This is a genomic window from Solobacterium moorei, from assembly GCF_036323475.1.
In the GTDB taxonomy this organism is placed as follows: Bacteria; Bacillota_I; Bacilli_A; order Erysipelotrichales; family Erysipelotrichaceae; genus Bulleidia; species Bulleidia moorei.
This window is the reverse complement of sequence record NZ_AP028934.1, coordinates 1109130-1132984: the sequence shown is the minus strand read 5'-3', so window position 1 is coordinate 1132984 and position 23855 is coordinate 1109130. Positions and strand designations below refer to the sequence as shown.

At 37.2% G+C, this 23855-nt stretch carries 24 protein-coding genes; 3 read left to right on the top strand and 21 right to left on the bottom strand.

What is annotated here, in order from left to right; genetic code table 11:
- Positions 1 to 6: 6 nt before the first annotated feature.
- Entirely contained in the window at positions 7 to 1269 is a 1263-nt protein-coding gene (locus RGT18_RS05715; RefSeq protein WP_028077252.1) for a cell division protein FtsA, read from the bottom strand.
- Positions 1270 to 1495: 226 nt separating this feature from the next.
- Here RGT18_RS05715 and rpmB point away from each other — a divergent pair, with 226 nt between their 5' ends.
- Positions 1496 to 1699 (top strand): 50S ribosomal protein L28, encoded by a 204-nt coding sequence (rpmB, locus tag RGT18_RS05710; RefSeq protein ID WP_028077251.1) that lies wholly within the window; start codon positions 1496 to 1498, stop codon positions 1697 to 1699.
- Between the two features lie 42 nt (positions 1700 to 1741).
- On the opposite strand, the gene RGT18_RS05705 is transcribed toward rpmB, so the two are convergent.
- The 11 genes from RGT18_RS05705 to RGT18_RS05655 form a co-directional block, all read right to left on the bottom strand.
- A complete protein-coding gene (locus tag RGT18_RS05705; protein ID WP_037403205.1) occupies positions 1742 to 2350 on the bottom strand; it encodes a thiamine diphosphokinase in 609 nt (202 codons plus the stop codon).
- Entirely contained in the window at positions 2335 to 2988 is a 654-nt protein-coding gene (rpe, locus tag RGT18_RS05700; protein ID WP_006525418.1) for a ribulose-phosphate 3-epimerase, read from the bottom strand. Before rpe ends, RGT18_RS05705 begins: the two co-directional genes overlap by 16 nt.
- Positions 2985 to 3848: a ribosome small subunit-dependent GTPase A gene (gene rsgA, locus RGT18_RS05695; RefSeq protein WP_028077249.1), complete on the bottom strand. Its 864-nt coding sequence runs from the start codon at positions 3846 to 3848 to the stop codon at positions 2985 to 2987. Before rsgA ends, rpe begins: the two co-directional genes overlap by 4 nt.
- Before the next feature lie 9 nt (positions 3849 to 3857).
- Entirely contained in the window at positions 3858 to 5534 is a 1677-nt protein-coding gene (gene pknB / locus RGT18_RS05690; protein ID WP_028077248.1) for a Stk1 family PASTA domain-containing Ser/Thr kinase, read from the bottom strand.
- On the bottom strand, positions 5531 to 6280 hold the full coding sequence (locus RGT18_RS05685; protein ID WP_006525415.1) for a Stp1/IreP family PP2C-type Ser/Thr phosphatase: 750 nt from the start codon (positions 6278 to 6280) through the stop codon (positions 5531 to 5533). Before RGT18_RS05685 ends, pknB begins: the two co-directional genes overlap by 4 nt.
- Before the next feature lie 2 nt (positions 6281 to 6282).
- Complete coding sequence (rlmN, locus tag RGT18_RS05680; protein WP_028077247.1) at positions 6283 to 7323, bottom strand: dual-specificity RNA methyltransferase RlmN; 1041 nt, start codon at positions 7321 to 7323, stop codon at positions 6283 to 6285.
- Between the two features lie 68 nt (positions 7324 to 7391).
- A complete protein-coding gene (gene rsmB, locus RGT18_RS05675; protein ID WP_028077246.1) occupies positions 7392 to 8609 on the bottom strand; it encodes a 16S rRNA (cytosine(967)-C(5))-methyltransferase RsmB in 1218 nt (405 codons plus the stop codon).
- Between the two features lie 135 nt (positions 8610 to 8744).
- Positions 8745 to 9362, bottom strand: a complete 618-nt coding sequence (locus RGT18_RS05670; RefSeq protein ID WP_028077245.1) for a class I SAM-dependent methyltransferase — start codon at positions 9360 to 9362, stop codon at positions 8745 to 8747.
- Between the two features lie 130 nt (positions 9363 to 9492).
- The gene (gene rpmF, locus RGT18_RS05665; protein WP_006525411.1) at positions 9493 to 9651 is read right to left on the bottom strand and encodes a 50S ribosomal protein L32; all 159 of its coding nucleotides are present in this window, start codon (positions 9649 to 9651) and stop codon (positions 9493 to 9495) included.
- Between the two features lie 16 nt (positions 9652 to 9667).
- Positions 9668 to 10171, bottom strand: a complete 504-nt coding sequence (locus tag RGT18_RS05660) for a YceD family protein (RefSeq protein WP_028077244.1) — start codon at positions 10169 to 10171, stop codon at positions 9668 to 9670.
- A gap of 152 nt (positions 10172 to 10323) precedes the next feature.
- Positions 10324 to 11193, bottom strand: coding sequence for an alpha/beta fold hydrolase (locus tag RGT18_RS05655; RefSeq protein ID WP_028077243.1), 870 nt, complete (start codon positions 11191 to 11193; stop codon positions 10324 to 10326).
- Between the two features lie 67 nt (positions 11194 to 11260).
- Here RGT18_RS05655 and RGT18_RS05650 point away from each other — a divergent pair, with 67 nt between their 5' ends.
- Positions 11261 to 12382, top strand: a complete 1122-nt coding sequence (locus RGT18_RS05650; RefSeq protein WP_028077242.1) for a tRNA(Met) cytidine acetate ligase — start codon at positions 11261 to 11263, stop codon at positions 12380 to 12382.
- A 58-nt stretch (positions 12383 to 12440) separates the two neighbouring features.
- On the opposite strand, the gene RGT18_RS05645 is transcribed toward RGT18_RS05650, so the two are convergent.
- From RGT18_RS05645 to RGT18_RS05625, 5 genes are all read right to left on the bottom strand, one after another.
- Positions 12441 to 15155 (bottom strand): ABC transporter permease, encoded by a 2715-nt coding sequence (locus RGT18_RS05645; RefSeq protein ID WP_037403203.1) that lies wholly within the window; start codon positions 15153 to 15155, stop codon positions 12441 to 12443.
- Between the two features lie 2 nt (positions 15156 to 15157).
- Positions 15158 to 15844: an ABC transporter ATP-binding protein gene (locus tag RGT18_RS05640; RefSeq protein WP_028077240.1), complete on the bottom strand. Its 687-nt coding sequence runs from the start codon at positions 15842 to 15844 to the stop codon at positions 15158 to 15160.
- A 90-nt stretch (positions 15845 to 15934) separates the two neighbouring features.
- The gene (locus tag RGT18_RS05635; protein ID WP_028077239.1) at positions 15935 to 16936 is read right to left on the bottom strand and encodes a sensor histidine kinase; all 1002 of its coding nucleotides are present in this window, start codon (positions 16934 to 16936) and stop codon (positions 15935 to 15937) included.
- Between the two features lies 1 nt (position 16937).
- Positions 16938 to 17603 (bottom strand): response regulator transcription factor, encoded by a 666-nt coding sequence (locus RGT18_RS05630; RefSeq protein ID WP_028077238.1) that lies wholly within the window; start codon positions 17601 to 17603, stop codon positions 16938 to 16940.
- Between the two features lie 78 nt (positions 17604 to 17681).
- Positions 17682 to 18410: a YebC/PmpR family DNA-binding transcriptional regulator gene (locus RGT18_RS05625; RefSeq protein WP_006525403.1), complete on the bottom strand. Its 729-nt coding sequence runs from the start codon at positions 18408 to 18410 to the stop codon at positions 17682 to 17684.
- A gap of 146 nt (positions 18411 to 18556) precedes the next feature.
- On the opposite strand from RGT18_RS05625, the gene RGT18_RS05620 reads away from it, so the two are divergent.
- Positions 18557 to 19282, top strand: a complete 726-nt coding sequence (locus RGT18_RS05620) for a metallophosphoesterase family protein (RefSeq protein ID WP_028077237.1) — start codon at positions 18557 to 18559, stop codon at positions 19280 to 19282.
- Positions 19283 to 19350: 68 nt separating this feature from the next.
- On the opposite strand, the gene ptsP is transcribed toward RGT18_RS05620, so the two are convergent.
- The 4 genes from ptsP to RGT18_RS05600 form a co-directional block, all read right to left on the bottom strand.
- On the bottom strand, positions 19351 to 21057 hold the full coding sequence (gene ptsP, locus RGT18_RS05615; protein ID WP_028077236.1) for a phosphoenolpyruvate--protein phosphotransferase: 1707 nt from the start codon (positions 21055 to 21057) through the stop codon (positions 19351 to 19353).
- A 142-nt stretch (positions 21058 to 21199) separates the two neighbouring features.
- Positions 21200 to 21523 (bottom strand): MG284/MPN403 family protein, encoded by a 324-nt coding sequence (locus RGT18_RS05610; protein ID WP_028077235.1) that lies wholly within the window; start codon positions 21521 to 21523, stop codon positions 21200 to 21202.
- Between the two features lie 159 nt (positions 21524 to 21682).
- The gene (gene hpf / locus RGT18_RS05605) at positions 21683 to 22210 is read right to left on the bottom strand and encodes a ribosome hibernation-promoting factor, HPF/YfiA family (protein WP_028077234.1); all 528 of its coding nucleotides are present in this window, start codon (positions 22208 to 22210) and stop codon (positions 21683 to 21685) included.
- A 157-nt stretch (positions 22211 to 22367) separates the two neighbouring features.
- Positions 22368 to 23846, bottom strand: coding sequence for a DUF2779 domain-containing protein (locus RGT18_RS05600; RefSeq protein WP_338175511.1), 1479 nt, complete (start codon positions 23844 to 23846; stop codon positions 22368 to 22370).
- Positions 23847 to 23855: the final 9 nt, after the last annotated feature.

The window sequence follows — 23855 nt, the reverse complement described above, 5'->3', positions numbered from 1 at the left end:
TCCAATTTATTTCTTTCCATCGAGAAACAATCCCTTGAGTTTATTTGTCAAGGTATCTTCTTTCGTAGTCTCTACCTTTCTATCACGGTAGGATACGTTTTTGATAAAAGCATCAAGATCTAAGCTGTTTTCAGTCTGACCGATAATAGGTAATCTATCTTGGTAGGCATAGAACAATCCGAGACATGCGGTTAATGCTGCATTTCTTCCCCCTAATGTTTCCGGAATATAATCTCTAACTTCTACATTTAGGCGCTTGCTTAAAAGGTTTTCTAAACCTATAGTTTCGCCACCTTCACCAGTAATAATAACAGTTGTTTCACCTGCTTGCAAGATTCCTTCGCAAGTTTCTGTAATTGCATTCAACCATGTTTCAATATTAGGGCGAATACAGTCTACTAACTCCTGCTCACTGATGGTTCTATTTTCACCATTATCGTTCCAAATATGGATAATATTTGAGGAACAAACTGTCTGATCAAGTCTTGCACTATACTTGATTAACTCAATAGCATTCTTCATATTAATGCCATATTTTTCGACAGCTGCATTTGCGATATTTCCAAGTCCCATTGGTAAGATTGTAGATGCCGCAAATCTTCCCTTATAGAGTAGACCTAATGTCGTTGCATCACGTTCTACCTTTAAGACAATCACTTGGCGATCAACGGACTGTTCAAATAGAGCAGCCTCTTTCCCTACAGCATAGATATCCGCAAAGATATCCATTACTTTTAGACCTGCTTTTTCTACACAAGTTACTAAGTCATAGGCAAATTTACGATCTGCACACAATAAGTCAATATCAACAATCAACTGAGAGCACTTTTCTCCAAGTGGAATACGGCGTGTTGTCATACCATTGACCGTATACTTTACACATACCGTCTGAATCAAAGCACTATCATTGCCAATATTTACTGCTTCCGCTTTCTTGATTGCATTACGTACGTCTTGTATCGTTACAGTTCCATCGATACCTTCAATATCAACTGTTGATTTCAAAGAAATACGCTTTAAATTAAATGCAGGAATTGCAAGAATTACCTGTTGTACACTAGCACCAACCATCTTCTTTGCAGACGCTATTGCCTGTTTGATGGAACCAATCAAAGCCTGTTGGTCTGTAATGCCATTATAAGAGAGTCCGCTACATGGTACTCTTTCAACCTTTATAATATTAAATCTGGTGTTGAAAAACTCACCAATTACTAATCGAACCTCATGGTCAGCAGCCTCAATTGCCGCATAAATCTGTTTATCTGTCACCGTGAAGTCTCCTTTCAGTTATATTCGTATTTTATCACATTTGCATTTCAAAATGTAGTCGATTACCATCCATAAACAGCCTATTTTCATAGAATTTACATAATTCATTTCTGCATCTTCTATATGAATCTTTGAAAAACAAATCTAACTACTACTTTTTTGGTTGCATTTACAAGTAATCTATGATATCTTTTGTAAGCAAATTATAAGTAAAGGAGGTTATGGTATGTCCAGAGTATGTGCTGTATCCGGTAAGAAAGCAATGTCAGGAAACAGACGTTCCCACTCCCTACGTGCTACTCGTCGTAAGTGGAATGTGAACTTGCAAAAGGTTCACATGATCGTTGATGGCAAGCCACAGACAGTTAAGATCTCAGCTCGCGCATTAAAGACATTAAAGGCAGGAGCTAAGGCTAAAACTGCTGAGTAATCGCCGGTTATATGAAAAAGAATTCCCCGAAGGGAATTTTTTTTATGCATCTTTTGATTGTATTACTGTAACCTTACCTGTATGCACAGTGACGATACCCATCTCTTCCAAAATCTCATTGGAAGTTGTATAGGTATCTTTATTGGTAAGCTTTTGATTGGTTAATGGGTATTTCATCCCTTCCAAGGTGATAATTGATTCATCTTCGGTAAAGAATGAAATGTATGTATAATCGCGTTTACCAATGGAATATATGCCCTCACCAAGAGAATAAATAAAGTTATTTTCATCATGGAGATATACAGTTTCAGGAAAGCGTGATACCAACCGTAGATTAATCATCGCATGGTCTACTCTACCACCAAGTCCACCATAGAGGTGTATTTTTTGATATCCCTTCCCGATAGCATACATAACTGCTGCCTCACCATCGGTATCATCCTTGATTGTATTTAGTTGAATAAATGCATCACTGTATTCTTTGATACAAGATAAATCGCTTTCTTCTACAGAGTCAAAATCACCGATTGCCAGTAACATTCTCTTACCACTTCTTGCAAGTGTTAAGGCACCTTTATCTACACCAATATAGTTTTCTGCAGTCGGAATGGATTCACAACGTTTTAGGATAATAACTACTGAAGCTTCCATAATTTCTCGCATACTTCGTGGATATTATTCTTAAAGACATAAGAACCTGCCACAAGCACATCTGCTCCTGCTTCAGCACATAAAGCACCTGTTTCTTCGTTGATACCACCATCAACTTCAATATGCGTATCAAGGCCTTCATCATTTAACCATGTACGAAGTGTACGAATACGTTCTAGTGCCTCTGGCATAAACTTCTGTCCACCAAAACCTGGTTCTACACTCATAATCAAGAATAAGTCAAAATCATGCAAGAATGGCTTTAGTACTTCAATTGGTGTTTGTGGCTTTAATGTAAGTCCAGCTTTCTTTCCTTGTTCATGGATATGTTTTGCAAGTGCTTTGATCTCTTCTTTGTCGTAAATTGTTTCAACGTGGAAGGTAATCTGATCTGCACCAGCATTAATAAATACATCAGCAAACATCTTAGGATCTGTAACCATCAAGTGAACATCTTTAAATAATGGTGATAGTTTTACAAATCCCTTTAGGATATCTGGCCCAAATGTTAAGTTCTTTACAAAGTGTCCATCCATAACGTCAAAGTGCATCCACTCTGCCTTGGAGGAATTTAGTAATTCACATTGTTCAGTCATGTGACTGTAATCTAAAGATAATACGGATGGTGCAACAATCATATGTATTTCTCCCTTCTCTCTTGAATTATCTGTAAAACGCCGAGATAGTTCTCATAGCGTTCTTTGGATATTTTACCTGCTTCTACTGCTTCTTTAATCTTACAACCCGGTTCATTTTGATGAACACAGTCATTGAAGCGGCAATCATGTAGGTATGGTACAAAGTCTGGTACATATTCAGCTAATTCACTAGCTTGAATATGAGAAAAATCTAGGGAACTAAAACCAGGTGTATCTGCCACAAGCCCCCCTGCAACCTCATGCAATTCATTATGTCTTGTGGTATGTTTACCTCTTCCAAGTGCCTTTGAAATCTCTTGTGTTGCAAGATGGAATGATGGCTCTAATTGGTTTAATAGCGTACTCTTTCCAGCACCACTTTGACCAGTTAATACTGAAATCTTATCTGTTAAAAGACCTGCAATCGATGGATCTAAGCTACCTTTTGCGGTACGAATGACTTTCATCGCACCCTTTTCATAAGCTTGGATCTGTTCTTCCACTTCTTGGCTAAAGCCTAAATCACATTTTGTAATAATTAAAACTGGTTCAACACCCGCATGCATGATAAGCATACTTAAGCGATCAATTAATGCAGTTGAAAAGTCAGGATCTTTTACACTCATCACAATGAGTGCTTGGTCAACGTTCGCTACTGCTGGTCGTATCAAGCGATTGGTTCGTGGCATGATTTTCTGAATGACATAGCGGCCATCAATCTCTTCACACTCTACCAAATCTCCAGCAACAGGCGCATCTTGACGACGCACTTTTCCCATTACAATCGCATCATAATACTTCTTATCAGAAGTTAAGACACGATAATTCTTCGATACGATTTTCGTGATTCGTGCAATCATAAGCACTCCTTAGTAAAAGTATAATGTGACATAACTATCCTTTTTCTGTGTATATTCGCTACCTGCAGCTGGCATTGTCTCAATGACAGTACCAACTTTGATTTTATCAATTTCACTCTGCGGTAACGCAGATGTATCACGGTGTGCACGTACGACAGTTACTCCCATAGCTTCTAATTGTGCTGTCGCATCTTCAATCGGTTTACCAATAATATCTGCTGGAATTGTAACCTTTATATATGGCACATAGTATAGTGTCAGATCTGTTTCACCTGCTGTATCATAAAGCTCTCCAGCCGCAACACCTTCTTGGCGAATAATCGTTCCAGGTTTCTTATCACTCTGTTCTTCTTTCTCAATTAAGTGAATCGCAGAAGGTGGTGATGCCTTTACATCATCAATATTTTTCCCAACATAGTTTGGCATCTCTTGACCAACGCCACTAGATACAATGAGTTTCACCTTGGAATGACGCTCTACTTCACTAGAACTAGCAGGTTCTGTGCCAATGACAACCCCTTCAATACTATCTTTCGACAACTGGTATGTAATATCATCTTGATCGACTTCAAGGTCTTGTTCCTGAAGGGCTGCAGTTGCTTGTGCAACATCCATATTTGATACATTAGGAACTGTAACATTCTTTGATTTCGGTGGTAGAATTCCTGCCAAGAATAAACCAGCAATCACCGCAAACATCGCAAATAATACTAAGATTGCGGTGATATAGATTTTGGTACGTTTATTCGCAATGCGTGAAAGAGATGTACTTCTCGTCATCCCTGCTTTTATATCTTCTTTTTCTTGTTTGGTTGGTGTCTTATCAATGGGATCATTCAGACTAAAAGGCTTGTCATTTTGATGTTCTGGTGACATGCACTTTTCTAGGTCATTCAACATTTCATCACAGCTTTGATAACGTAGCTTTGGATTCTTCGCAGTTGCACGGATAATGATATTTTCTACAGATTGTGGAACATTTGGATTCGCTTTACGTACACTTGGCATAGGCTCTCTCATATGTTGTAGTGCAATCTGTATAGCTTGGTCTGCCTTAAAAGGAACATCCCCTGTTAACATCTCATAGAATACAATACCTAAAGCATAGATATCTGATTGTGGAGATGCTGGTTCACCCTTCGCAAGCTCTGGAGCTAAGTAATGAACAGAACCCATAACATTATTTGCCTGTGTTAATTGTGCACTACCCTTGGCAGTTGCGATACCAAAATCCAAAATCTTCAAAGAACCATCAGACTTAACAATGACGTTCTGTGGTTTAATATCCCGGTGAATGATACCACGCTTATGTGCTTCCGCAACTGCAGAAGTTAACTGCTTCATCGTATCGACTGCTTCTAGATTTAATAAAGGTGCACGGTCGCGAATCACTTTCTTCAACGTCTTACCATCCACATATTCCATGACGATATAGTGATGATTCTTATACTCACCAACGTCATAGATTTCTACAATATTTGGATGCGCTAATGTTGTGGCAGCCTGTGCTTCACGTTCAAAACGTAAGATACTAATCGCGTCTGTACTTTGATCAGAGCGTAAAATCTTGATTGCGACGTGACGATTTAAAATGGTATCGATAGCCAAAAATACATCAGCCATACCACCTTGTCCAATATGCTGTACAACTTCATAACGGTTAGCGACTACATTCTTTTTGTTCATAGTGTGTAGCCTCCAACAAAGTCTAATAAGATAACCGTTGTATTATCAAAACCACCAGCTTCTAAAGCTAGTTTAATTAACTTACGTGCACGTAAGGAAGGATCTTTATGTGGATCAATCACAACGCGTAACACTGTCTTTTCTGACACATAGCCATGTAGGCCATCACTACATAAAAGTAAGCCATCAATCTTCTCGATATGATGTGTAATATCACACTTTACATCTTCCCAAACACCTAGTGCATTGGTCAAAACATTACGACGTGGGAATGTTTTGGCTTCCTCAGGTGTAATCTCGTTATGCATTAACATATCATTAACAAGTGTATGATCGACAGTTAACTGTTTCATCTTACCTGCATGCCACCATGCATATGCACGAGAATCTCCAATATTTACAATAAAGATACCAATATGTGTAATCAAAGCAGCACATAATGTTGTACCCATTCCCTTAAGGTCTACATGTTGTTTCCCATAATCGAAGATTGCGGAATTACAGATTTTCACTTCACGATTCAACCATTGTTTTACTTCATCCACATCTCGAAATTGCTCTGTCTCAGAGAATACACGCGAAAAATGGGCTACCGCCATTCTACTGGCAATATCCCCACCTAAATTTCCGCCTATACCATCTGCGACAATCGCGAATACTTCACCCGCTACATTTGTCGCAATGACATAACTATCTTGGTTACTTTTACGCACCAATCCTTTATCTGTTATTCCATAGTATTTCATGTTTAAAGTTTACCCTTTTCATGTTTTGCGCGAAGCTGACCACAGGCCGCATCAATATCATCGCCATGTTTAGAACGCAAGGTAGCTTTTACACCATGTTTCATGAGTACATCATAGAAATGCAATGCGACTTTTTCATTCGTCGAAACATACCCGTTCTCATCCACTTGGTTATATGGAATGAGATTCACATATGCATTCATACCACGAATCAAATTCGCTAGCTGTATCGCATGTGCATCTGTATCATTTACCCCATGTAATAAGATATATTCAAACGTAATACGACGATTGTTACCTTCACTATATTCATGTAATGCATCCATCAAGACATCCAAAGGATATGCTTGATCAATAGGCATTAATTTGCGACGTAATTCATCATTAGGCGCATGTAGAGAGATTGCTAGGTTATATTGATAATGACCCTTGGCAAAATCCTTAATACGTGGAACGATACCGCAGGTACTAATTGTGATATGTCTTGCTCCTATTGCTAGACCTAAATCACTATTGATAATCTCACAAAAACGCATCACATTATCATAGTTATCAAATGGCTCACCTGTACCCATGATAACGACATTATCAACACGCTTACCTATTTTGTCGAGTTCCTTCTGGATAAACATAACCTGTCCAACGATTTCACCAGCTGTTAAATCACGCTGTTTCTTTAATAAGCCAGACGCACAAAAAGTACAGCCCATGTTACAACCAAGCTGACTTGTTACACATAAACTTTCCCCAAAGTGGAAATGCATCAAAACTGTTTCAACAGAGGAACCATCTGCCAGCTGGAAAAGATATTTAGTAGTTCCATCACGAGCCACCTGACGCGTAATTTCCTTAACAGGTTCAATCGAATATTCCTGTGCAAGTTCTTCTAATAGACTCGCAGGCATATCAGTCATCTCTTGGAATGAACCCACACGCTTACGATAAAGCCATTGAAATAATTGCTTTGCACGATAAGATTTTTGTCCTTTTTCAGCGAGCATATCTGTCGCCATCTTTATATTTAAATCATATATACTTTGCATAGTTAATATATTACCACAATCACACTAATTTCTCGATATGTTATCCAATGTTTCAAACGCGAATAACCCTATTGATTACGCTTTAATTTTGCGTAATAAAAGCCATCCGCATCGTTTTCCATTGGGAATAGAGTTTCTTCTTCTAACAAGCCATAGTTAGGATGCTTCACTAAGAACTTTTTGATTTGTTGTTCATTTTCCTTACGATTTAACGTACAGGTACTATACACAAGGATTCCACCAACACGTAAATACTCCGCGTTGGCATCTAGTATCGCTTCTTGTGTGCGCACAAGTTCATCGATTGATGTAGGTTCTAGATGCCAGCGAATCTCTGGCTTGTGGGATAAGTCCCCTAGCCCAGAACAAGGTGCATCAATCAAAATACGATCAAAACTTTCCTTCGGAAATTTACCTGTGATTGTTGCGTCATTCTGCTGTGTACTAACAATAGATACACCTGTACGATTCATTAATTCATCAATCAGATTGCAACGCGCTTCATACAAATCTGTAGCGATTATCTTGCCTTGATTCTTCATTAAGCAAGCAATCTGCTGTGTCTTTGTACCTGGTGCAGCACAAGCATCTAATACTTGCATACCAGGTAAAACATCTAATTTACGCACTACTTTTTGTGAGTGACGATCTTGAATCAAAACCATTCCCTTTGAAAATAGTTCTGTTCTTTGTAAGATACCTGCATAAAAGAAACAATCATCCTCTAGCATGCGTACATCCGGCATTTGAGCAATCTCCGTTTTCTTACACTTCAAGGTATTCACTCTACCATATACAAGTGATGGTTCCTGATTATGTAAGGCAATCTCCTTCATTGTTTCAAAGCTATAGTGAGCCTTCCATAGCTGTAAAATCCAAAGTGGATGAGAAGTTAAAACCGCAAGTTCTTCAATCGTATTGCCTGCAGGCTTTCTTAATCCCGCTACTTGTACCTTACGAAGGACAGCATTTACAAATTCCTTCTCCGATTTACCAGCAAGCTCTACTGCCTCAAAGATGACGGCATAGGAAGGAATACTATCCAAAAACAGTAACTGATACACACTCATATTGAGTAAAGCAACCACTCTTGGCTTTACATGTTTGGTAAACGGACGCCACTGTTCCTCTAATAGTGTTTTATTACGTATCGTTCCATATATGATCTCACTTGCAAGGCCCATCTCCTCTTTCGAGATATTTGCCCTTCTTAAAAGTAAAGATGCAAAACCATTTTGACGAAATACACGCTCTAATATATTTAATACTTCCGCTCTTACACTCATAGGAACTCCTTAATTCAAATAGACTTTAACAAACGACTTCTTATATAGCAATAGAAAGAGAAGAATGAAATCTTCTCAGTGAATAACAAAATACAAGTTGTAAATCATTTCAACATGAAATACTATCATATCTCATTACTTTAATAATGAAATGATCCCAGAACAGAATGAAATACGCTCAAATTGTAAATTTGGAAACTCTTTTCGTAAATCAGAAACAACACAATAAAATTCATCATAGTCCCATTTGCCTAATAGATCTTGTCTGCATTTTTCCAATTGTTCCTGAGTTTCGAACATGACATCTCCAATTAAAATCATTCCATTTTCGCTTAACAGACTTAATAATTCATGAAGAAATTTAATTTTCTCTGCTTCTTTAAGATGATGAATGGAATATGTTGCGATGATAAAATCATAGGAATGTTGTTTCAATTTATCAACTATTCCTTTTGTAAAGTCTCCCCGATACAGACTAGCATTCGGCATTTTATTAGAAGCCAGTTCTATCATTCTTAACGAAAAATCTTGACCATAAATATCACATCCATAGCTATAGAGTTTCTGTGTTAACGTACCTGTCCCAAATCCTATATCTAGTACAGTTGCGTTTGGCTTGGATATCACAGTTTTATAGATTTTATAAATGATTTTGTTATAACCCGCAAAAGGATACGTGTTTTCTTTATTTGATAATTTAACTGAAGTGTCATATTCTTCAGCCCACACATCAAAACCTTTATTGTCTAACATGAAAGTTCTCCTATAAAAAAGTAGAAATATTATTTATTCTAATTATACGATTTGTAATATGAATTAGTAGATATTTTCACATAAATAAAGCAGAAAAAAAGATGCCAATTCAGCATCTTTATTTCCAACTTTATTTGGATTCTGTTGTTTCCTTAACGTAAGAACCTTCATGGTGTGGGCGAACGTATTCACCTGCAGCATTCTTTACGAGTGTAGGTACATTTAACTTGTAATGTGTTCTTCTCTTGTTCTTTCTCGTCTTAGAATTTCTTCTCTGTTGTACAGCCATTGTCTAGCACCTCCTACTATTCATTTTTGAATTGCTTCAGTCCTGCCAGACGCGGATCCAATTGATCTTTCCGGCTTTCCTGATACTCAGCTTCTGTAAATATCTGCCAGCCATCGCCATGCGGATATTCACCCTCTACTGCTTCAGTCACTTGAAGTGGTACCTCCAACAGGATAGCATCTATCACTGCAGGCATCAGATCAACGACTTCACTGGTAACGAGGCGTACCCCATCTTCATCAGTTTCTTCAAAGACATATGTTTCTTGACTTTCGACATCTAGAGGAACTTCAATCGGTTCATTTGTAATAGCATCAGGACAAATCATTGTGCCTGTAATATGCATATCTACATAGAAGCGATCATCCTCATCGTCGATATATCCGTGACCTTCAACGTGAACATCTTCAACAGATAAGATTCCGCTGTCATTTTTCAGTTCATCATTCTTTATTACTACATCTTCGTCAAAATCTACATTCTGCAAATCACGCAGCAACTCTGTTTTTGTCCACTTCACGGCAGTCTCCTCGCTCGTTAACGCTTATAAATTATAACAAACCGCACTTCAAAGTCAATCAAATATCCCCCGAAAAACGCTTGTAAAAGCGAAAAATTGATGGAAAATACCCTCTTAACCTTTTCTTTCAGAAAATATTTGTGCCAAATCTTTTATTGATTCTGACAAATAAATTTAATAATCTCTTCGATTACAAGATGATTCTCCTTCTCATTGAGAATCTCATGACGCATTTTTGTAAAAGTAATGTTTTCAATATTTGCATATCCATTTTTCTGCAATGTCGAGATACTATCTACTAACCCTAGCGTTCCACCAGTACACGGATCATCTTCACCACTAATAAATAGAATTGGCAAAGATGTATTCTTTGCTGTAAATGAATGATGTAAGTGACTTACCATTGTAAATAAGTCACGGTTAGCTGCATCTGTAAAAGGCACACCACATAATTCATCATTTAGGTATTCTTGTACGTTTTCTTCATTATAGGATAACCAATCAATTGGTGTCTTTGCATTCTTTACAGATTTACTAAATGCACCAAGGCTTAGTATTGTTAATAGTTTGGTCTTAGATTTAGGACCTTTGAGCTTTACAAGTAACTGTGCAAGTTTCTTACCAAAACTGGCTGCTGGTTGATAGTTTGGTGCTCCACACAGAATCACACCAGCAAAATCATCATTACGTTCTAGATATAAACGAACAATGATAGAACCCATGGAATGTCCAAATAAGAAATGTGGTACATCTGGGTATTCCGCATGTAGCTTCTTAACCATCATGTCTACGGATTGAATCAGTACTTCATCGCCATTTTGATCCGCAAAGTATCCTAGTTCATCCTTAAAAGCCTCGCCATGACCTGGTAAGTCATAAATTAATACTGCAACCCCTTGCTTAGATAACTCTCTTGCAAAGGAAATATAACGAGCATGATGTTCTTGCATACCATGTACACAAACAAGTGTTGCCTTCACTTCTGTTTCAGGTTTTATGATTTTATAAATTAGTTCTGTCATAAAGAAATATCCTTTCTTGTTTGATTGATTTCATTGTATCATATCAACTGTAAAGGAATTTTGAGAAATGAAAGTATGTGGAATCATAGCGGAATACAATCCATTCCATAATGGACACCGCTATCAAATCGAACAAGCAAGAAAACAAAGTGGTTGTGATATGGTTATCGCTGTTATGTCTGGTAACTTCGTACAGCGTGGAGAACCTGCAATCATTGATAAGTGGAAACGTGCCAAGGTAGCGATTGAAAATGGTGTTGATCTAGTAATTGAACTACCATATTTTTACGCAACCCAAAGTGCTTCTAAGTTTGCGTATGGTGCTGTGGAACTTTTAAAGATTGCGAAAGTTGACTACATCTCCTTTGGTAGTGAGTGTGCGAATTTAGAAAACCTACAAGAAATCGCGGATACATCTCTCAATCCAGATAACTTAAGAGAAAGCATGCAGACAGGCATGTCTTTCCCTCGTGCATATAGTCTTTTAACAGGTTCTATGGAACCAAATGATATTCTAGCTGTTTCTTATTTAAAATATTTAAAAGGCTCTAATATTCAACCAGTTATCGTACAGCGCACAAGCGGTTATCTTAATCCAGAAATTTCTGAAAACGCAAGTGCCTTAGCGATTCGTAAAGCACTCAAAAACAATGAGAGTCTAGCAAGTTCGACACCAATAGAAGAAATACTCAAAGAAAGTACACTGGTTTATCCTGAACAATTCTATCCTTACTTGCGTACATACTTACTAACTTCTTCTCGTAAGCAATTAGAAGATTTATTCTTATTTAACGAAGGAATCGAAAATCACTTGCGTAAATGTGCAGCAGATAACGATACGTATGAAGGCTTCTTACAGGATGCCACAACCTATCGTTACACCAGCAACCGTATTCGTCGTAGTATCTTACAAGCGATGGTACAGTTAACGAAATACGAAGCACAACGTCTACCAGCACTTGACCACTTACGTATTCTTGCCTTCAATGATACCGGTAAGAAATGGCTCCATGACATGCGTAAGGAAGATATGCGTATCTGCAGTAAGTTTGCAGATGTACCATTCCCATGGAGAACACTGGAATACCGTAGTACCCTACTCTATACCAGTGTATTACCAAGTGAAGAAAGAAAACATTTATTAAAATTAGAAATTAGTGGTGCTCACTATATCTCATCAGAACATTAGGTAACACTAATGTTCTTTTCATTGAAAAGAAGGTACCGTAGTACCTTCTAGAGTTACACTAAATATTTTCAATACGTAATTCTTCAATCACATTATTTCTACGTATCTTTCTTGTTGTATACAACATGGTGATAAACACAACTACAAATACCATGGCGATTGCTAGTAGTATACTGACATAAGGAATGATGTAATCGACTTGTATCATTTGGTTTATCACTCGATAAACAAAGAATGAAATGACAAACGAAATCGGAAGACCAATGGCCAAGCTTCGACAACCATAGATCAAACACTCATAATTAAGCATTCTTTGGAAGCCTTTCTCAGACATACCAACCGATCGTAACATCGCAAATTCTTTCCGTCGAAGAATAATGTTTGTGGAAATTGTATTAAATACATTCGCAATCGCTATTACACCAATTAGGAGAATAAAGCCATACGAGAATACATTAATCACTAAAATAAACATACGGTTGTTTTGACGTTCACGGTCAAAGTCAAAGATTGTATCTGCACTCCAACCATTATCCTTTTTAATCTTTTCTAGTTGTTGTGCAACACTAGCATGTTTATCTGTTTGTATGCCAATCTCCGGATTAGATAATCGTTTTATATAACTTGCGTCTGTATTTGCAAATAGTGTCGTTGCCATACTTCTTGGATAGATTAGCTGCATTGTATTACGATTTAATGTAAATAGATTCTCTTCAATTTGTGCACCTGCCACAAGTGGAATATCAATATCAATTTCTTCAACTGGATAGAGTTTTGCTTTACGCATGTCTAAGTTTTCAAAACCTTTCATTTCTTCAATATACCCTATCGGATAGAAGAGATAGTACTGCTTTCCATTTTTGATATATGGCTCATATAAACTCACATACCCCTCTATTTCTTTGTATTCGCGAACAAACATCGGCACATCTTTTCCCTTTGAATCTATCACTGAAACATCTCTTTTAAGTGCCTTTCCGTCTCTCATAAAGTATTGCACAACGTAATTGTACAATAGTCCCTTTGGATGGCTTTCATCAAAATAACTGGATGAATCAACTCTATTTTGCTTACACAAATTCTTAAATGTATCATCATCTACAAAAACAAGTTCAACACTCACACCTACCGCATCTTTGATACGGCGTAGATTCTGTTGGTTTTCTGCCGTCCAATATTCAGACGCAATGTAATTACGTTGAATATAGACTTCATCAAAGATTTTCTGAGTAATTGCGATATTTTGAATTTCAGGAATCGTCTTAATGACATTGAATCGTTGCTCAACATCTTCTTGTTCATCTACGCAGGCATTATACATGACATTTATCTTGTGATCATTACTATTCTCTATCAATAACATCTTATTTACATACCGCGTTAATGATGCAGCAGAGATGAATAGAATGACACTTAACGCCAAGGAAAGTATTGTTGAACGATACTTTCGTTTATTACGTTTAAAATTCTTAGTTGCCATTACACCAGCAAATCCAAATAATTTCTGGGTAAGCTTTGATGTCTTTACCTCGTTAGGTTTAATGATGATTTCATCACTTTGACGAATTGCTTCAATCGCAGATTTATGAATTGCTTTATATGCTGGAATATATGCCGCAACAATCGTCGTTACTAAACATATCACTACTGCGATAAGAATCGGTAATGGACTAATAACTAAACGTAAACCTGTGCCAACTTTATTTGCGAGATTCACAATGAAGTTATTTTGAACCCAAGCAAGTGTAATGCCAATGCCAACGCATCCAACAATAACGCCAAAAACAATACCGATGATTGCGAGTAGAAATGCTTCAAAAAGAACCATACGATGGATCTGTCGATTGGATGCGCCAACTGATTTCATAATACCAAACTGACGAATTCTTTCACTGATGGAAATTGAGAACGAATTATAAATGAGCGAAATGGAACCATACGCAATGAGTAGTACTAGTATTGTTGTTAAACCAATTAGTACGGAACGTTCTCCACTTGCTTTAAATGCGCCGTAAAAGCGTAATAAATCAGAATGTGGAACATAAGAATCTGAAATCGTTTGACGCATTAAGAATTCCTGCATTTTACTTGGTGACTGAATTGTTAAGAATAGTTTCTGACTATCTGTGTGAAAACCATTTGTAATGCATGTATACCCAGGACAAGAGAACTCTTCAATCTCAAATGGCAAACGTTCCATGATACCCACAATGGTAAACGTATGTTCTGTTGTATTCTTCAAACTCTCTTTTTCTAGATAAGGATTATTTTCACTGAGTTTTTCTGTTTCTAAGTAGCGTTGTCCAGTTTCTAAAGTAATCGTATCACCTACTTGATACTTCTCTTTTGCATTTGCAATAAAGTTTTCTGGTAATAGGATTTCATCTTGCTTTTCAGGCATACGTCCTGAAACTAAATTGATTGGGAATAATGCATGTTGTGTATCTCCTAAAGATTGTACAAGAAGATATGGTTTACCATCGTTTTCATTATCAACAGCCGCCCAACCAAGCGTATACACGTTTTCGTATTTTACAATTTGTTGGTTTTCCTTCGCTTCTTCTAAGCCTTTTTCATCAACTTCATTTAGGATGACTTGCCATTCACCCGTTACGGCAATCTCACGATTTTTTAAGAACTCATAGCCACTGTATGCACCTTCAATGACTGCGGTAAATAAAGCCATGGATACAATAATACCAATCAGAGTTACAATCGTTCTCGTTTTATTCTTGGAAAGATAGCGTTGTGTAAGTTTTGTAAATATACTCATCATTACACCTCACGAATTCTTTCGTCTCTTGTAATCTTTCCATCTTCGATCGAGATAATGCGATCTGCTTGTAAGGCAATACTTTCATCGTGAGTAATGATGATCATAGTCTGTTGGTATTTCTTATTTGATAGCTTTAATAGTTCTACAATTTCTTGGCTATTTTTACTATCAAGGTTTCCTGTCGGTTCATCCGCAAGTACGATTGCCGGAGCGTTCATGAGTGCTCTACCGATGGATAAACGTTGTTGTTGACCACCAGAGAGTTGGTTTGGTAGATTTGTACGTCTTTCTTGTAGATTTAACACATTTAATAACTCTTCAAGGCGTTCTTGATTCACTTCTTTTCCATCCATCAATACTGGTAATGTGATATTCTCTTCTGCATTTAGCACAGGAATTAAATTGTAGAATTGATAAATTAAACCAACTTTTCTACGCCGGAATATTGCAAGCTGTTCTTCGTTTTGTGCGTAAACATCTTGCCCACCTACAAACACTTTTCCACGTGTTGGCTTATCAACTCCTCCAAGCATATGTAATAGTGTTGATTTCCCTGATCCTGATGGACCAATAATTGCCACAAACTCACCTTGTTCAACTGTAAATGAAACATTATCCAAGGCTTTCACTTCATTTTCCCCTTTTCCATAGATTTTTGTTAAGTGCTCAATACGTAAAACTTCCATATGAAAACCCTCCCTATATCTACAGTATAAAAAGTAAATGTGACACAACGATGACAGTTTGTAAGATTTAAAAATCCTGTTTTCACAGGATCAAATGATTTGTTTATAAAAACGTACACTAAAGCAAGCTCCGCCATCTGGATTGTTTTTAACACTAATTGTACCGTTTTGTGCAGTGATGATCATACGTGCAAATGCTAGACCAATGCCTACACTTTCAGGTTTTGCGTTCTTGCCTTTATAGAAGCGTTCAAACATATATGGAATATCTTCTTCAGGAATACCTTCGCCGTTATCTTGAATGATGACCTCTGTATATAACGGATTTTCACTTGCGATAAGTTGAATTGTGCCACCATCTGGTGTATGCTCCACTGCATTCTTAATTAGATTACCGAAGGCTTCCATCATCCATTGATTATCCACGAACATCTTTTCATTTGTACAACTTAGAATCGATTTTTGTTCTTTTAATTCCATTGGAATTGCGAATGGTTCCATTGCCTTTGTTAGGATATCTTTTACAAGTATTTCTTGTCGATGGAAGATAGCCGTCTTCGCATCGATTTTAGACATCTTAAGTAACGTCTCAATCAACCATTGTATTTTTTCTAGTTGTTTCTTGATATCTCTACGATAATAGAGTGCTTTATCAGCGGAAAGATGTTCATCATTTAAGACCGTTAGCGATAAGTTAATCGATGTAAGTGGTGTTCGCATTTGATGAAAGATATCTGCGATTGCATTGGTTAAACGTACTTTATCTTTTTGTAGTAGTTCTGTTTGTTCATTGAGTTTGGTTATCATCTTTGATATCTCATCACTGAGAATAGATAATTCTCCTTCATAGTGGTCATTAATTTGAATCGCATTACCATGTAGTACTTTGTCTAATGATAAACTGAGTTGTGCAATTTGTTGATAACGCTTGATAGAGAAATAATAATGGATTCCAATAAGAATAAGCGTCAAAAGCAGAAATAGTATTGCATATTCACCAATTAGTGGATATGTGCTGATCATACATACAACACCAATCACAAAAGATATGAATATCTCACGAAGAATATCTTGATTACGTAAATACTTCATATTAGTCCATCCTGTATCCTAGTCCACGTACTGTTTTAATGATTTTGGGATTTGTAGGATCATCTTCAATCTTCTCACGCAAGCGTTTAATGTATACCGTTATCGTATTATCATTTACAAAATCACCAGCGATATTCCATATCTCATCCAAAAGTTGATCTCTTGTAAGTAACTTGCCACGATGATCAATAAAAAGTGTGAGTAGCTTATATTCCAATGCGGATAAATTAATTTCTTTTTCCTTCTTTTTTACGATTGCCTTTTCAATATCAACCTGTATCTCATCCAAAAGGATGATTGTTTGATGGCCTGTATGACGACGCAAGACATTCTTGATGCGAGAAAGCAACTCCTTTGGACGGAATGGTTTGGTGATGTAGTCATCTGCACCAAGGTTTAATCCTCTTACAACCGTTTCCTCGTCTGAAGATGCACTTAAAAAGATGACTGGTAATTGAATCTTCTGCGCCATATTACATACCGCAAAGCCATCACCATCTTTTAAAGAAACATCCAGTAACAATAATTGATATTGTTTTGTCTTTAGTAGTTGTTCCGCTTCTTTTTGTCCACTCGCATAATCTGAGCTAAACCCCTCTAGATTGAGATATTCCTGTAAGGAGTGAACAATCGCAAAATCATCTTCCACAAGTAGTATTCTCGTCATATCATTTCCTCTGCATTCATAGTAGCACAAGCCTGACGAAAGAAAAACTCTTCCAATTAGGAAGAGTATTCATGCATGTTATTCGTTGATGATAGCGTTATGATAAACCTTATTTACATCATCTGCTTCATTGAGCATATCCATTAACTTATGGAACGCTTCAATTTCTTCAGGATCTGTAAGTGTTACATATTCATTTGGTAACATTGTTGTTTCACATGTTTCAAATTCAATGTTTGGTAATAATTTTTCAATCGCATCCTGTGCCTTACCAAAATCAGTGAATGCTGTCTTAACAGTCATAACACCATCTTCAATTGTAAGATCAGTTACATCAACTTCTGCTTCTAATAAAGCTTCAAGCATTGCGTCTTCATCCGCATAATTAAATACGAATAAACCAACTGATTCATAGTTATAAGAAACACCACCAGCGTTAACCATCTTAGCACCCTTTGATTTATTGAATGCTGTCTTAACTTCTGTCATAGAACGATTTGTATTATCTGTTAAGCAATCTACGATGACTGTAGAGTTACCAGGACCAAATCCTTCATAGCGTGCTTCTGCGTAGTTTTCGTCTGTTCCACCCTTTGCTTTGTCGATTGCTCTCTTAATAACATCGGCAGGTACCTGGTTGGATTTTGCTTCAGCAATCTTTCTCTTTAAAGAAAGATTCATATCTGGATCAGGAACACCACTCTTAGCAGCGATATATAATTCCTTTCCAAAACGTGAATATAACTTTGATTTAATTGCAGCAGTCTTTGCCATTGAGGCTGCACGGACTTCATGCGCTCTTCCCATATTCAATACCTTCTTTCATAAAAATAGCCGTTGATATTATACCAAAACTGTGCCCTATTGTGAAGAAAAAACAATTGAAGTGTAACCATAAACCGTATCCCTATACCCTGTTTGTGATATGATATTTGCATTAGGAGTTACTACAGATGTCGATATATGTAATGAGTGATATACATGGTTGCTATGATGAATTTATGCAGATGTTAGATTTGATATCTTTTAGTGATTATGATGAACTATGGATCGTTGGTGATGTTTGCGACCGTGGTCCAAAGTCGATGGAGTTACTTCAAAAGATTATCTCCAGCAAGAATATGCATCTCATCATGGGCAATCACGATGTATGGCTATTAAAATATGCTCAATACATGATTGACTGTAAACGAGATTTTCGTGCACAACGTGCAGATGATGATTACCTAAGATGGACATTACGTAATGGAGGACTCATCACTTCTGATCAATTCATGGATTTAGATTATCATGAATGTTATGACATCAAACTCTATCTTGAAAACTGTCCGTACTATAAGGAATTAACCGTTCACGGTAAAAAATTCCTATTCGTTCACGCAGGTCTTAGCGAAGAGTATATGAAGCCTACAACTATCGTCGCCTCTGTACCACATCATATCCTCGTATGGGAGAAGATAGGATTGGATGCAAATCCCTTCAACGATACAACGATGATTGTTGGTCACACACCAACCTTTCGTTATGGCGATGAATACCAAGGGAAAATTGCTATAGGTAAGAATAAACAAATCTATCACATCGATTGTGGATGTGTATTTGGTAAATCATTAGGTTGCTTACGTTTAGATGACTTAAAAGAATTCTATGTTCCAAGTTTGCAGCCAGACCGCACTTAAATACTTTATCATATATTAAAAAAACGCTGCATAAGTTGATTCGCTTATACAGTGTTTTTTATATTACATTACTTTGAAATTGTGTTCTTAATCAGTTCTACAACTTCTGCTTCTGTAGAGGAAGCGACAGCCTTATCAGCTAGTTCCTTCATCTCTGCATAACTTAAGGAGTTGATAATCTTACGTGCTGGTAAAATCGATGTAGCACTCATAGAGAACTCATCTAATCCTAAACCAAGTAATACTGGTGCAGCTAACTCATCGCCAGCCATTTCACCACACATACCACACCACTTACCTTCTTTATGTGCACCATCAATAGCCATCTTGATTAAACGTAATACAGATGGGTTTAATGGCTGATAGAGATAAGATACTGGTTGACTCATACGGTCAGCAGCCATAGAGTACTGTATCAAGTCGTTTGTACCGATAGAGAAGAAATCTGCTTCCTTCGCCAGCTGATCTGCAAGTACTGCTGCTGCAGGAATCTCAATCATGATACCAACTTGAACATCACCAACAGTTACACCCTCAGCGATTAGCTTAGCACGTTCTTCATCATATACAGACTTTGCTTCACGGAATTCCGCAACAGTTGCAATCATTGGGAACATGATACATAACTTACCAAATGCAGAAGCACGTAACAATGCACGTAACTGAACCCGGAAGATATCCTTACGTGATAAGCAGAAACGAACAGCACGAACACCTAAGAATGGGTTCATCTCTTCTTCAAACTGATAGTAGCTTAACTTCTTATCACCACCGATATCAAGTGTACGGATAACAACTTGCTTGCCATTCATACCTTCCAGAACAGCCTTATAAGCCGCAAACTGTGTATCTTCATTAGGAAAATCATTTTCACTCTTCATGTAGAGGAATTCTGTACGGAATAGGCCTACACCTTCACCCCCGTTTGCGTTTACTGCGTCAACGTCAGCTGGTGAACCGATATTACCAACCAGTTCAACCTTATGACCATCCACAGATACGGATGGTTTATCCTTTAATGCTTTAAGAGCTTCCTTGTTTGCACGGAACTCTTCAGCACGTTTTGTATATTCAGCAATCTGTTCCTCGGTTGGATCTGTGATAACTTCACCATTGATCGCATCTAAGATAACTAGATCCCCAGATTTTAATGTACGTAAGATATCAGTTACACCAACGATAGCAGGAATCTCTAAGGAACGAGCCATGATAGCACTGTGACTTGTACGTCCGCCGATTTCAGTCGCAAATCCCTTTGCGAATTCCTTATTTAAGGAACCTGTATCAGATGGTGTTAAGTCCTTGGCAACCACAACCACTGGTTCACTTAGTGTACTTAGATTAGGAATTTCATTACCTGTGATGTTGCAGAGTAAACGGAATGATACGTCTTTGATATCTGCTGCTCTTGCACGCATGTATTCATCATCCATGCTTTCAAACATGGAAATCATCATCTTTGATACACAATCAGCTGCGTATTCTGCGTTTACTGAATTAGATGTAATTTCATTTTCGATAGAACTACGGAATTCAGGATCACCTATCATCATAAGGTGCGCATCAAAAATAGCTAATTCTTCTTCTGCCAATGTCTTTGATGCGACTTCTTTAATCTGTTCAATATCAGAGATTGTCTTCGTAAATGCACTATCCAACTTCTTTAATTCTTCCTCTGGATTTGCGCTTGTCTGTACAATCTTTAGAACTGGTTGTTCCAACTTATATACTTTCGCAATTGCAATTCCCTGTGATGCTGCTATACCTTTCAACATGTCTTAGAACCTCCTCGTTGTATAGGATATATCTGTTTACAGGTTTGGAAACGGTTACATTTTATTTTAAAATAAAAAGTACAAATTTCCGCATGAATACAGCCTTTTGAACATCTATATCTGTAGTTCATTTTAACATTTTTCAAATATCTAGGCAACGAACGAATTCCTCAACCGCTTCCTTTTTTAGTCGATAATATGATGATTTTGCATAGTAGTTACAGTACCAGTTTCTTGGTGATTGATTTAGAAAATCATGCTTGATGATACACACGGTATCAGAGGAGCAATTCCCCATAACATGCTCAATCATATGCCCTATCCCCTTTTGAACATAAGTAGCCGTTCTTTCATGAACTTCATGACCATCGCCAATTAACTCTCGCGTTTTCTCCCGGCGATAGATTCTTCCTAAACTCTCTAATAGTTTAACTTTCTCTTCGTATGGTAAACGTTGTAATTTCATGTGATATAGATCCCCTTAAATCTATATACACAGTATGAAGGACTTTCCTACGACAGTGTTTAAATTTCCAGTATTCCTATTAATTTTATTCTATAATTCCAGTTTAACTATAGTTTCTTTGTAACAAAAAATCGGGATTTCTCCCGACTTTTCATCTTGCTATTTACTTACCTCTAGTAAGCCATATCCACCGCTAGCACGACGATATACAACAGAAACAGTTTCTGTTTCATCATCTGTATAGATATAGAAGTTATGTCCACTGAGTTCCATCTTCATAATGGCTGTATCAAGATCCATTTCTTCTGCATTCACCGTCTTTGTCTTAACAGGAATAGAATTTTCTTCTTCTATAAGCTGTGTATCAATAAATGCATTCGCAAGATGTTCACGATGTTTCTTATTTAGTCTAGTCTTTTGACGACGAATTTGATCTTCTAATTTATCAATTGCTAAATCTACTGCTGCATAGAAGTCATCATGTACCACTTCTGCTCTCAAAATACCTACACGTGATGGGATTGTAACTTCAACCTTCTGCGAGTTTGGATAAACTCTGGCAAGGACACGAGCAATCGTATTTTCATCGATAAGTAAGTACTTATCTAAAGCGGATAATTTCTCCTCAATCTTTGTACGCATTGCTGGTGTAACAGTGACATTCTTACCTACGATTTCAAATCTCATACAATACCTCCTGTATGTGCTAGAGATACACTCAAAACAACTACAGATGTTTCCAATGATACTCGTCGCACTTCTTGTATTTATGTCTATATTATACAACATAAATCAAATTATTTTTGTATTCTATGTGAATATTCCGTGATAAAAACTTCACCTTTTACAGTGAAGTTTTCGCAACTAATTTAAATAGCCATCTCAGTACGACCGTCATTGCATAGGTATCCATACCACAATATGCCTTTAAGTCAGCGATACTCTTTTCAACATCTTCAGTATCAACATTCTTATCTAGATTACGCCATTCAAATACCGCATCCATACCTTGTTGGATATCTAGATTATGATAACCTGGATCATCCATCATTGCCATAATGGTCTTCAATGACCATTGTCCCTTCATACGCGTATCATAAATAACACCCGTTGAAAATGGCAACTGTAGATCTTCCATGCGTGCATTGATGTGCAATAGGTCCTTTGCGTATTCTGGATACATTTCCGCTAACTCTTGAATACGGATTTTCTCTGCACCTTCTGCGTTATAAGCTAGTACAGTTCCTTCCTTGGGAATCGAACGTATTAAATGTTCTGCCATGTCCTTACGGTTATCATGGATATTGAGATAGACTTCATGTTCGATTCTACCATCCTCATACATGATATGTAGGGAGTATTCAAATGGTAATACATCATATGGACGCATTCCCTCATATGGTGGAATCGCAAAACGTTCCCACTCAAAGTCAATACAGGTAATTGGATAATGGATGTACCCTAACCAGTTTTCCAATGCATTGTAGTCAACGTATTGTCCACCATTACGGTCTGCTTGGATTTGTGCAAACTGCTGAGAAGAACCTTCAATACGCTCTGGATCTGCATCCCTAAGATATAATCTTCCTTCCTCATACATCTCACGCTTAAACCTAGAGGCGATTAGTGTCAGGATAGAATTATCCGGTAACTGTTTTTCATGTGGGAAACAATCATCATAGTATAAACACTTTTGACGTGTCATACATTGTGATTTCCGTATTGGTTCTCCTACCGTTTCAAATGTACAAGATTCCATCTGCTGCAACAGATAATGTAATTCATGCATGTTATCATAGATGGCTTCCTTGATATCTACAGTTGGATTATTTTTATCATTATAGAAAGAAGTACTGACCACAAATAATTCATGTGGGTCAAGTTCTTTCCCTCTTCGATAGTTCTTATTGAGATGAATCATATAGATATCCTTGATTTTGATATTCAATCCTTCTAATATCCACACCGTATCACAATAGAACTGCATATCATCCGCATGAGGAAATAATCCCACAAACAGGAAATACAAATCCCATCCATCTTTATTACGATGTAAGAATGGTGCTTTAATACGTAACTGTTCATATTCAAAGCGTGCTTTGACAAGCCAGTCATACTTCTCTAAAGCATTCATGGCCAGACTTGCGTCATCACCTTGTTTACCAAGAAAATGGTTAGTTACACCTAGCTTAATACAAGCTAGCTCACTAACCTCTTCATCCAATCTTACAAATGGCTGAAACTTTCTCTTTTCCACTTGCATTTCATTTAGAAATAAGCGGGAACAGCGCGTATATTTCTTACAATCAGAAATATGAAACATAAAACTCCT